Genomic DNA, 12,484 nt, shown 5'->3' with positions numbered 1-12,484 from the left:
GCGCCAACGGAACGTTGGTTCAGAAGTTTTAAATATGAATGGATGTTGGAAAACTATCCTTCATTTGAAAGCTCGGTAGCGGACACGAAAGATTACATTATGTATTATAATTATGCTCGTCCACATCAATATCTTGATGGACTCACTCCGATTATTTAAAAACAACCTATCAGGGACTGAAAAATTTGTTGACCACTACACTATTTCTTAAATGAATTTTTCCATCTTTATCCCGGATTAAGATATTTGGTGCGGAAACATTAATAAGATTTCCATTCTGATCTTTTTTAGGTTCTCCCCATAATTCCACATACTCTTTATACTCTAGGTTTTTAATTTTCTTACCATTTTGATCTAATAGCGGTTGATTATTATCTCCCTTCAAAAATTCATCTGGCACTTTTCCATAATATCCACTATGTGAATAACAAAGTTTTCCGCAAGCGCCACCTGTCACCGTATTACCACCTAAAATCACCGGAGGCAAGGCGACAAAATCCTGATTGTGAGAAGCCTGGCCAAATGTAGTCGATACACCATTCTTGTTTACATAACCGTTGTTTTCTAATACACCGTAGTAACGTTCCGCATTTGCCGCAGCTCCGACAAAACGAACTTTTTCTAACGGTATTGGTATCGGTTTGCCATTCTTGTCTTTGAAATGATTATTGGTATATTGCAGTGAGACACTTTCCGTTAAAGAGCCTCGACTATGGTTACTTTTCTCCAATGTTAACCCCTTTATTGCAGCATATTTATTCAATAGCATGTTGGTTCTTTCCGCATAGGTTAACGGCAATTTAGCTCCGATAGTTTCGTTCAATTTATCATATGAAGCATAAAATAATACTTCGGAAAGAAACGGTATTCCTTCATAACTTGGACTATTCAATACAACATAAAGATTACCGTTTTCTGCAGCATCTGGATTTTGTTTCACTGCATTACGGAAAGCTTCATATTTACTGTTATAGATCCCCGGATTAGAAATAATTACATTTTTGCCATTCTTATTTTGAATTTCATTAATGTCGTAAATTTCTCTAGCTCCGCCCTCCCATTCTGTTTTTCTGGTTTTATCATCCATCTCTCTACAATAGCGTTGAGCTACACCACCTGAACAATCAACTTTATAAACAGAACCGGCTGTAATATGAGTTCCTGCATTTTTGGCATAATCTGCGTGTTGTGCCGTAACTTGTAATGCAGCTGTTGAAATACTATTTGTAAGCCCCCATGCGGTCCCTAAGGCGGTATCTATATAACTTGTTAATTGTGATAAGTTATGAGCTTGATTTTCCAATTCTTTTGATTTTTCTGTTTCGTTTCCACCGTTTTTGTAACGCTCTAATTTAGCTTCTGCAAAAAGTTTATCTGCTTTAGCAAGTAATTCAGCCTTAATATCCTGGCGATTTTTATCAAATTCTTGAGTAACTTTAACTTGTGTATTAAGCTCTTTTTGAACCCGATCTTTATCAAAATTATTGGTTAAAACTCCTGAGTTTTCTGCTGCATTTTCAGTCATGATATTGGTTTTAATAGCAGATAAAGTCTCTGCAATAGTTTTTCCTGTGTTTTCAAACTGAGTTTGGCTATCTTTAATTTTTATATTTGCTGTATTAATGCCGCTTTTAGTTACACTTGATTGGCTATCTTTATCATAACCAAAACCTATAGATTTATTGACAGAAAGAGTTCCTTCTGTGTGAGTTGTAACATCTCCAGTCTGCACATCAACCGTTTGTACTTGATTATTACTTCCTAGTGACATTAAATTCACCCCCCCCATTTCTTTTGCCGATTCGCCACCGCCAACGGTTGCAGAACCGGAAACCCCAAACGCCGAACCTTTATAGTTAGCATGATTTTCAATATCTGTTGCAGATAATGTTCCTGTGCTAAAACTGTTTTTACCGCCTTGTTCGGCTTTTTCACCGGATGTGACGATACCACCGGTAAGTGCGGTGTGATTACCGACATTAATTTGATAGCCGTCATCACCGGCATAAATCCCCGATTGTTCCACCACACTGGCATAATCCGCATTGATTTTGGATTGATTGTAACTTGCTGAGCCTGAAGCACCATAGCCTACCGTGACTTGTCCGCTCACGTTCATTTGTTTACCTTGATATTTCATTGTATCTTGCAAACTTTCAATGGTGAGATTTTCGGCATTTAATGTCACGCTTTTGCCTTGCACTTGTGCACCTTTTAATGTTGCGTTATTGCCGGCATTAATGGTGGTTTGACTTGAACTATCGCCAAGATGGGCATGGCGATAAGTCACATCATCACCGTTGCCATAGCCTTTGCCGTAATTACCGCCTGCGGTAATACCGAAAGACACGCCATTACCCACCGCAATGGCAACACCGGCATTAAAACCGCTGGATTTATTTTGAGTGCGTTCTTTGTGGGTTTGTTGTTGAGCGTTTAAATTAATATCGTTATCCGCTGTCAGTGTTGTGCCTTGTTTACCGCTGACATCGGAACCGATAATATTAATATTGGATTGTTTATCGGCTCCGGTTGCAGTAATAGTGACGTTACCACCGGCATTCACTTGGCTGTTATTGGCAGTTGAGCCTTCGGTATGATGAGTGTCAACATTTTTTTGTTCACCGTAAGTAATAGAAACACTGACTGCTTCAGTCGGCACAGTACCATTTTGCATTAATTCGCCAAGCTCTTGACCTACTTTACCTAAGGTTTGTCCGGCTCGGTATGCGCCCCAGCCGGCATTGGCTGCTGCCATGGCATTAATACGGTCATCTTTGCTTTCACCGACGGTTTTAACCGCTTCGGTAACGCTTTTTACGGCGTTAATTGCGGTTTGAATCGGTGTGTTGATAGCAATAGTCAGCCCTTTCTTTTCATATGTCTGTTTATAATTGGTTTTATATTTATCACTTGCCGCTAACACATCCACATGTTGTGCCTGAATAGTCACATCACCATCAACAGCGGTTACGCTGCTCGCACTTTGGCGGTAGTTTTCATTTGCCAGTAGAGTAGTATTACCGCTTAAACTGCCCACCTGACTTTGTGTTGCGGTATATTTGGTTTGGTCGGTTTCGGTAGTGAGTTTACGCTGCCCGATACTAAAACCAAATCCACCACCGCCCATTAAGCCTGATTTTTTGGTTTTCTCAAAATCCTGTTCAAAAAGACGATTTTCCGCTTCTTGAATGTTGATATTTTTCGCTGTTGCGGTGAGATTATTTTCAGCAACAACATTTGAACCTTGGATGGTCATATTGCCTTTATTTGCTTGTAATAAGACATTATTACCGTCAATCGTTGAACCTTGAGCAACGTCATAGGCATGGTCATGTTTGCTAACCGTTATGGTTGTTTGTAGCATGCCGTTATGTGTACTTTTTGCACCGAAAGAAAGCTGCTCTTGACTACGTCCTTCCTGAATTTGCACATCGCCATTGATTGAACCGATGGCAACGGTGCCGTTATCGCTATGTACACTTGCCTGGCGAAGTGCGGTGTGATTTTCACTAATAATGTTCACATCATTTTTAGCCTTGAGATGACTGCTAATTTCCTGTGTTTGGTCTAAGCGGTAGTAGTTATCCGCATCGGCATTATAATGCTGTTTATTGGCAGTACTAACCGTACCGAGTTCAACATTATGCCCTTGAATATGAATCACATCGGCATTCACATTGGCGGCTTTCAATACCACATCTTTCGGGCTGAAAATCGTCAATTTACCGTTCACATCAATGTCAGCACGGCGGTCAATATTCGTATGAGCAAAGGCATTACCGAATATGTCGTGATTTTCGGCGCTACTTGTTTGGCTGGCGATTTCAATCCCTTGCTTACCAATAAGCGTAGCGGAATCTAAGGCTTGAATTTTACCTCCGAGATTTACTAACGTTTGCTCGGCACTCAAATTGACAGTATTACCTAATACCACGCCGTTATTAGTAATATTATTGGCTGAAAGTGCAGTTAAATCCCGTCCTGCAATCATGCCTGTATTGGTAATATTACCGTTAATATTGCCCACAATTTCCCGAGCGGAAATTAATGCACCTTGGGTGGTGACATCAAAATTGCGAGCCACGAGATACACTTGCGGTGTTAATACCGTTAAGGTTTTACCGCTTGGTAGTGTGACTTCTTTATTAACCAACCACACCATATCGGAAGTCAGTTCTGCCATTTGTTCAGCGGTTAATCCCACACCTGGTGTCAGCTTAAATTTATCCGCATAATAAACACCGCTATCCATCAGGGCTTTATATTGTTCAAAGTCCGAACTGTAATTATCTAAAAAGCGGCGACCGGTAAGCTGGTTGATTTGTTCATTTACTAAACGCTGTTCATAGAAGCCGTCACCAAGGCGTTTTTGTACATTGTTATGGTCGTAACGCAAGGCATTAAACATATAATCAGAACTAAGCCAGCGTTTGCGGTCGGTAAATTGGCTGTCCGTTTCGACCACATAGCCATTTGGTGCCTCCGGATTAATTTGATACAGGCTGGCTTTAGGCAAGGTGATTTCTGCCAAATGGGTCTTGATTATCGGTTGAGTACCGTCGGCTAAGTTTTCAGTGTGATTTGCTGAAACTTGTCCGGATATGACCGCACTTACAGTCGGGAGGGTTAATGTCACAGGTGCTGAATTTGATTGGCTATCAATCGTGGTATTTGTGCCGACGATTTCATTGCCAATATCATTTAATACTTTATTAAACGTGAAATGTTCTGTTGGATGTATGTCATTTATATTGCCTGACCCTTTGCCATAAACCGCCCAGCGTTTTTTGCCTCTGGCACCATAACGGTGACGCTCTTTTCCAAAACTTTCCCATTTACCTGTATCAGTAATATCGATGTTACCTTGAATATCAATATTTTTTAAGGTAATCCCACCGGCAGTTAAATCGCTGTTATTTTCATTACGAGTAAAAATACTATCGCCTAATAATAGCGTTTTACCGATGGATAGGGTAGAAGCGTTATTTTCTAAATTTGAGCCTGAAAGCGATAAATCACCACCGATCAGAATTTTAGCCGGATCACGATATTCGATCGTACTTGTAACGGTATGGCGGTTATAATTCCACGTTGTCCAATAACGAGAAGCGATTCTTTTACCGTCTTTTAAAATCAAATAAGAGTTAGAGTCTCTTTTACTGTTATTTTTTAGATCAAAATGTCCTTGTTTACCTTGACCATTCTGTAAAACATAACGTGTTGAAGTTTTTGACGGTGCATATTCAATAATGCGCTCATTCGTGTGATATTCCCCCAGTTTTAAATGGAGATCATGATTAAATAATCGCTGCGTTTTAATATCACCATTACCTAACGCTTCAATGGTGGCACTACCGTTATCCACTAATTTGGCATGGCCGGTCGCTTGATTTTGCTCATTTAATTGACCGCCAACGGCAATATCGCCAATACTGAATATTAGGCTATGATCTTGATTGGTTAATATACCTACACCTAAATCTAAACGCTTACGAGCCGCAATCGTAGCGGATTTTTCATCATTATTGAGATTATTAAGGTTATCAGCTTGAATGGCTAAATGATCACCATAAATTCGACCGGTAGCAATATTATTTAATGTGCCGGTTTTGATGATATTTTCTGTGCCGTCTAATAACCCGTAGTTAGTGACAGTCTCCGTATTAATTAATGTGCGATTTGATGAAATTTCTGCATTGGCATGATTAATCAAATTCTTTGCAGTAAATAAGGCTTGATTACCTACCACTTGTTTGACGTTATTGAGCAAATCGCCCTGTGTGCTAAAAATCAAATTATTGCCAACCTGGAAAGCCCGATTTAATGTGAAACTATCCGTGAGTGCGATTTCCGCATCCCCTTGTGTTTTGATCGTGCCTTCATGTTGTAAGGTTTTTGCTTTTAAACTCAGTTGTTGACCAGCCTCAATCGTGCCATCTTGGTTATCAACCATTAAATGATCAGTTTGTGAATGAATCTGAACGGTTTTTCTTGCCAAAAATTCACCAGCCTGGTTATTAAGCTGATTTTTAATTGCGGCAGAAATGGTATTTGTGGCATAAATGCCGCCTTGTTGATTATTTAATGTATCCGCATTTAGTTGAATATTTTTAGCTTGTAACCCTTGTGTCGGCTTAGTATCGGTTGCCACAGTTTGTTGGTTATTCAGCTGTGCTACAGTCACAGTTAATGTATCCGTTGCACCAATCAATGAACCTGTTTGACCGTTTTTCTGGTTATTAATTGTGGTCGCATTGAGATGTGTATTTGCCCCCCAAATCGTACCGCGTTGGTTATCTATTTGTGCTGCTTGAATTGTGGCTTGTTGTTGCGCATTAATTACACCTTGGGTATTTGTCAGTGCCTGGGCGTTGACAGTTAAATTTTGTGCCGTCGCAATTTTACCTTGCGTATTATGCAATGTTGCACTATTAATGACTAAATTACCTAAAGCAATAATACCTTTTTGTGTATCACTATTTGTATTGGTTTGCTGATTGAGTAGGTTGTGATTGCCGGTATCAATATGCATATTGCCAATGCTTTTAATAAGACCATTGGTATTGGTTAATTGAGCGGTTTGTAATTTAAGTGTGTTATTGGCAAATAAAGTGCCTTGCGTGGAATTAAATTCGCCCGTTGTATGAATATTAAGACTACGTCCGGCAATGAATTGTCCATCAGTATTATCCACATTTTCAGCATTCAGATTAAAATTACCGCCCGTACTCAATGTACCGCCTTGATTTTGAATAGAACGTGCATTTAAATTAAATTCATCGGTGCCTGATTGCAGCCACACCGCATGTTGTGTATTTAAATCTTGTTGTGAGGTTTGAATACGGTTTGCCGTCAGTTGACTGTGTTGCGTTGACAGGGTTTGAGGTGTAGAAATCTGCAGATTTTCCACCGCACTTAACTGAGCGTGGTTTGCTTGTACATCACCGGATTTTGCCTGAATCGCAATATCATAGGCATTATTTTTGCTGTTATCTAAATTGACAGATTGCGCAGCAATATTGAGCTTTCCAGAGGCAATATTCCGACCGGCAAGTTGTGTAGTCTTGTCTGCCTGAATATCAATATTTGCGCCTTGTGCGGTTTGGCTGTCTAATTGACGGGTTTCGCCATGGGCGGTTGGGGTAGTGGTCACACCGGCGGCAATCAGTGAGGATTGTGTTGATGTTACTTCAGCAGCTTTATAGCTGATGTTGCCTTTTGCCACGGTTTCCCCGTGTTGGCTAAGGGTGTTTTTAGCGGTTGCCTTGACTTTGCCGATGCGTGCAATCACACTGCCGTTTTGCGTAATATTCGCGTGAGATTGCAATTCAACATTCTGTGTTTTTGCTTCAATACGCCCGGTGTTTTCAATGTTTTTTGGGGTTTTCAGCGAAATTTGTTGTTGAGCGTTTAATGTACCGGTGTTGACGATTTTACCTTGAGCATCAATCGTAAGCCTGTCGTGACTCGCCCCGATATGTCCCGCATTGCGTACACCTAAGCCTTGTTCTGTACCCACCAAGTGAATTTTGCCGGCATACATCCCGCCCAGCTCGCTCACATCAAGGGCAAAGTGCGGTGTGTTTTCAGCGAGTTTTTTTGCATCAATACGGGTGATGGTTAAATCACTGTCGGCTTGAGCAATATCTGCTTGTTTCACCTTGTTGGCTCCGGTTACCACATTGAGCTTTTTACCAGCCCATACGCCGGCATTGATTTCGGCTTCACGGGCTAAAATATCGGTGTAATCCACGCGACTGTTATCCAAGCCTTTGCCGCTGATTTTCACTTTGCCTTTTTCAACCTTGAAACCGTCCACCCGACCGTCTTTAATCTGTGGCTTACCGGTGGTTAGCGTTGAGCGAGTGGCATTAATGGTGCCGCAGCCGTCGCAATGTAGTCCGTTCGGGTTGGCAATAATCACTTCGGCTTTTTTCCCTGCCACTTCCAGATAGCCTTTAAGCCGGCTCGGATTGGTGGAGGTGACTTCATTTAAAATCACCTTGGCTTCACCGCGGGCAAGATAAGGATTACTTTGTACCAGCCCGGCTTGTTGGGTTTTGGTGGCGTTGTAACTGTTATTTAAAATGGCACCTTTGGTGTCCACATTAAAATCCCGGTATTTATTATGGGATAAGCCTTTTTCATTCGGCGTTTGAATATTGACCTGCGGAAGACCGTTTGCGGTTTGTAATACGATAGGTTGCTGATTTTTACGGGCATTCGGGTCGGCTTTAATGATTAAGGTATCGGAAAGGGCAGAGGCGGAAAAGGTCACGAAGCCCAAGGCACAGAATAAACTGAATGCTAACGGTTTTAAGGTGGCAAAAACAATGTCAGAATTGACCGCACTTTGTGGGGATGTTGATTTATCTGCCGATTTTGCTAATTCGGATGTGACGATTAAGCGTTGCCGTGTTTTGCTGAAAATCACACGAAAGCATTGTTTATTCATAAAAAACTCTTTTTATTTAAAAGTTAATTAAAAATTAATGCCGATATTAAAACCGGTGACTGTATTGGACGTTCTAAATCCACTCGGTTTACTGATAGGGCGACCGATAAAGACGTCATAATAAATATGTTTCCAACCGCCACGTAAGCCAAGGGCAGCACCCATTAAGTGATGGCCAAGCCGCATATCCTCATCACGCCCCATCACTCGACCACCGTCTAAGGCGAAATAAATCCATTGTCCTTTATTTGCCACATTCCAACTGAGTTCATTACGCCACAGCCAACCACGTTCACCGGAAAGGGTGAGTTCACCATCAAAACCACGTACGGTATAACGCCCACCAATGCTAAACCTATCTTGCTGAATCAGCGCAGTTTTATTCCACTGTGCAGACCAATCCGTATTAAATACCCAAGGTTGATTACCGATATTAAAGGGATAATTGAACTCAATAGCGACAGTGAAAATTTGTGGGCGTGAGGTCCCTTTGCCCTCACGTTCCTCAGGTGCCGACATTGCACGACGAGCACCGGTTCCCCATTTAAAACCGCCGGAAAGTTTAAGTGTTGCCGTATCAATATATTCAATATGGCTAAGGTTTAGCTGCCAACCTGCCATACGACGGCGTTGTACGTCGATTTCCGCATCATCAATATAATTTTGTGAATGACGAGACCAAAATCCGCCGGAAACGGTGGTTTTACGCACAGCATCACGGTAGAGCAAATAAGCCAGATTGACGTTGGTATATTCACTGCGACCGGCATAAATATAGCTGTTATTAAAGGCAGCAAAGACCTCTTGGTGATAACGTGTTTTATACAGGGAAGCGGAGAGTGTCCAGTAACCAAAGGGGATAGAATAATTGAAGCCGTAATTTTGTGTGGCTCGACGACCGTCATCATCGGTATGACGTTTTAAACTATGCGTGAAGCTGCCGTAAAATAAGTCATTGGCTGAAAATAAATTATCCCATGATAGCACAGCGGAGCCTTGCCATTTGCCGGTAGATTTTGAACCGGAATCGTCCAGACTTAAATTCAGGCGAAAAGGAAAGCGTTGTTGATAGGTAATTTTAATATCGCTTTCGCCTACTTGTTCACTGTTTTCAGACGGCAGGATTTCAATATTGGCATCAGCGGTAGGAACACGTTTGAGATTTTCTAAACTTTGTTCAATGTCTCGTACATTGAGCACATCACCTTGAGAAAATGTTGTGGCGGTTTTGGCAGTGAGTTTGCTAAACCACGGCACACGGCTGGCATCCGCCACAATGGTATGTCTTACTTTGCCCGGAATAACGGTTAAATGAAACACACCTTGAGTTAAATCCTGTTCACCGGCAACTACACGCGTGGTGACATAACCTCGCTCAATAATATTATTTTGGATTTGCTTCATCAACACACCCAAGCCCTCACCACCGAAACAATGTGGCAGTTTTAATTTTAATTGATAGATGGCTTTATTGAGTGCCCGGTAAAATTGGCTTGGTTTGAGTGTTTTGTCAGTTGAATAATCGGAAAGCAAAATTTGATGGATAGGGTAACAAGGTGATTCATTGGCAGGCAATGCAGTAATTTTTTCTGTCGATACATCCATACGCACATCGGTGTGCGGACTAAATTGTTAGGCTTGGTGCTGAATTTGCTCGGTTTGGCGTTGTTGCTGAGCGGCATCAAGGCGATTAAGCGCGGAAATCTCCGGTTCGGCGGCATACAGTAAGGGGGAAATGGCGCCTAATAATGCGGCCATGAAAGAAAATTGTTTCATTTCAACTCTACCCAAATAAAATTAAATAGTTAATTGTGTTTATTGACAAAGTCAATAATTTTAAACGCTCTCCCGTAAACGGGAGAAGGTTTGGCAGCAATCTGAATCAAATAGTTGATTGGGCGTAGTATAGCGAGGGGGATAAGTCCTGTAAATACTGTATTGAAATGAATTATCAAAAAGAGCAATCGGCTCAATATAGCCTGTCCCGTAGTCGAATCGAGCTACATGGCTTTGCAATCCGGTAACCGCTTTGCTAACACGCCAAGGCAGGTTAATTATAACGGTTTATTATTCGGTTAAATTTTCTGTTCAATCAAACCGGCAATTTCCGGCATTACGCCCCGCCATAATAAAAACGAATGTGCCGCTTGAGCCACTAACATTCCGAAACCATCGTTGATATTCATAACACCGAGAGATTTAGCATAGGCAATAAACGGGGTGTCCGTTTGTTTGGCGTATTGCATATCGTAAAGTGCGGTAGCTTTTTGCAGAATTTCGGGGTTGATTTCCACCACTTTGCCTTGCAATCCTAAGGATGTGGCGTTGATCACTACATCAAATTGTTGCACGGGAATATCCGCCAATTCCATCGCTTGAATGTTGCCGTATTTACTGAATTTTTCCGCTAAATTGGCGGCTTTGGCTAATGTGCGGTTTGCCAATGTGATATTTTGTTGAGCTTGCAATAGCGGTAATAACACGCCTTTGGTAGCACCGCCTGCCCCTAAAATTAAGATTTTTTGATTTGGTTTGAGCCGATTTAAGCGTTGCAAATCCGTCACCAAACCGGCTCCGTCGGTGTTGTCGGCGTACAATCTGCCATCGTCTAAACGTTTTAAGGTGTTGCAGGCCTCGGCGGTTAAGCAGCGTTCGCTGTGTTCGTCCGCCAGTTTGAATGCCCGTTCTTTAAAAGGCGCGGTGATATTACAGCCTTTTGCTCCTTTGGCAAAAAAGTTTTTCAGTTGCTGTTCAAAGTTTTGTTCATCGCCTAACATTGCTCCGTATTCCAATATTTGCCCGGTTTGTTCCGCAAAGATTTTGTGAATCTGCGGGGATTTGCTTTGAGCGATGGGGTTGCCCCATACGGCGTATTTGTCTATTGTCATTCGGTTTAACCTTGTCTAATTATTTGATCGGTAAAAATATCACGAATTTCCGACGGTCGCTCGGCGTTGCCGACATCCATATCCAACACGGGAAAATTCTCGCCAAATTGCGACCGCACTTGTATTGCCGTTTTGCACGGTTCGAAGCCGGATAAATTGGCACTGGTGGAGGTGAGCGCAAAACCGGTTTGTTCACATAATGCAACAACCGCAGGATGACGGCACAACCGCACCGCAATGCTGTCGAACCGACCGGTCAAATATATCGGCACATCGGCTTTGGCGGGCACAATCCAAGTGACGGGATGAACATAAAGTGCGGTTAATTTTGCTAAATTTTTTTCATTTAACTGATTTTCATCAATAAAAGGCAGCAGTAAATCGAGGGTTGGGGCAATTAAAATCAGGCCTTTTTCTATCGGGCGATTTTTCAAAATTAACAGATTTTGTACCGCACTTTCGCTGTGCGGATTACAGCCCAGGCCGAACACCGCTTCGGTGGGATAGGCTACCACTTGCCGTTGTTTCAGTTGTTCGACGATTTGTGTGATGTTCATTTTCTATTTTTCTACTGTGAAGAGATGCCGGCAGGCACGTTTTGCACATTGCCACGTAATATATTGCTCCGATTGTTTCTTTATCGTGCAAAGTTCGCCACCGCATTGCGGGCAAGTAATCAAATGCGGTTCGTTGCTTAAGGTGAATTTGCATTTCGGGTAGTTGTCGCAGCCGTAAAAGGTTTTGCCTTGTCGTCCCTTGCGGGCGATTAAATGCCCTTTGCCACATTCGGGACAGGGATATTGCGGAGTTTCAGACTCCGCTTGTTCATGCACAATAAAATGACAGGCGGGATAACCGCTGCAACCGATAAACATCCCGAAACTGCCTTGTTTTAACTGCAAATGTTCACCGCATTCAGGGCAGGATTCCGTTAATTCTTTAATGATTTTATGCTCGGAATGACTGTGCAAAGGCTTTAAATAATCACAATCCGGATAGGCCGAGCAACCTAAAAACAAGCCTTTTTTGCCCTGTTTCAACTGCAACGGCGAACCGCATTGCGGGCAGTGCTCTTGCTGTTTGCTTGGGGTAAAAAGAGATTGATTCATCGCCGTTTCCTAAAGAACTGTACCGAGTG

At 42.1% G+C, this 12,484-nt stretch carries 5 protein-coding genes and 1 pseudogene; 1 reads left to right on the top strand and 5 read right to left on the bottom strand.

The genetic code is table 11. The features are described 5' to 3' along the window. A partial coding sequence (locus tag EDC44_RS13405; protein ID WP_165870242.1) for an integrase core domain-containing protein occupies positions 1–159 on the top strand: 159 nt, incomplete at its 5' end. Between the two features lie 10 nt (positions 160–169). On the opposite strand, the gene EDC44_RS07690 is transcribed toward EDC44_RS13405, so the two are convergent. The 5 genes and pseudogenes from EDC44_RS07690 to EDC44_RS07670 all read right to left on the bottom strand — a co-directional run bounded on the left by EDC44_RS07690 (position 170) and on the right by EDC44_RS07670 (position 12,455). Continuing rightward, on the bottom strand, positions 170–8,458 hold the full coding sequence (locus tag EDC44_RS07690) for a two-partner secretion domain-containing protein (protein WP_131977020.1): 8,289 nt from the start codon (positions 8,456–8,458) through the stop codon (positions 170–172). Positions 8,459–8,485: 27 nt separating this feature from the next. Then, positions 8,486–10,216, bottom strand: a pseudogene (locus EDC44_RS07685) (ShlB/FhaC/HecB family hemolysin secretion/activation protein). Between the two features lie 317 nt (positions 10,217–10,533). After that, positions 10,534–11,340: a shikimate dehydrogenase gene (gene aroE / locus EDC44_RS07680; protein ID WP_131977024.1), complete on the bottom strand. Its 807-nt coding sequence runs from the start codon at positions 11,338–11,340 to the stop codon at positions 10,534–10,536. An 11-nt stretch (positions 11,341–11,351) separates the two neighbouring features. Further along, complete coding sequence (gene tsaC / locus EDC44_RS07675; protein ID WP_131977016.1) at positions 11,352–11,903, bottom strand: L-threonylcarbamoyladenylate synthase type 1 TsaC; 552 nt, start codon at positions 11,901–11,903, stop codon at positions 11,352–11,354. A gap of 3 nt (positions 11,904–11,906) precedes the next feature. Beyond that, positions 11,907–12,455: a DNA topoisomerase family protein gene (locus tag EDC44_RS07670; RefSeq protein WP_131977014.1), complete on the bottom strand. Its 549-nt coding sequence runs from the start codon at positions 12,453–12,455 to the stop codon at positions 11,907–11,909. Positions 12,456–12,484: the final 29 nt, after the last annotated feature.

Source organism: Cricetibacter osteomyelitidis (assembly GCF_004340985.1).
GTDB classification, from domain to species: Bacteria; Pseudomonadota; Gammaproteobacteria; order Enterobacterales; family Pasteurellaceae; genus Cricetibacter; species Cricetibacter osteomyelitidis.
Note: the sequence above shows the minus strand (reverse complement) of the source record. Positions and strands in the feature narration are given on the sequence as shown.

Bases quoted from the DNA above. Each gene is read 5' to 3' on its own strand.
- EDC44_RS07690 (WP_131977020.1), bottom strand. From the start codon at position 8,458: ATGAATAAACAATGCTTTCGTGTGATTTTCAGCAAAACACGGCAACGC.
- tsaC (WP_131977016.1), bottom strand. From the start codon at position 11,903: ATGAACATCACACAAATCGTCGAACAACTGAAACAACGGCAAGTGGTA.
- EDC44_RS07670 (WP_131977014.1), bottom strand. From the start codon at position 12,455: ATGAATCAATCTCTTTTTACCCCAAGCAAACAGCAAGAGCACTGCCCG.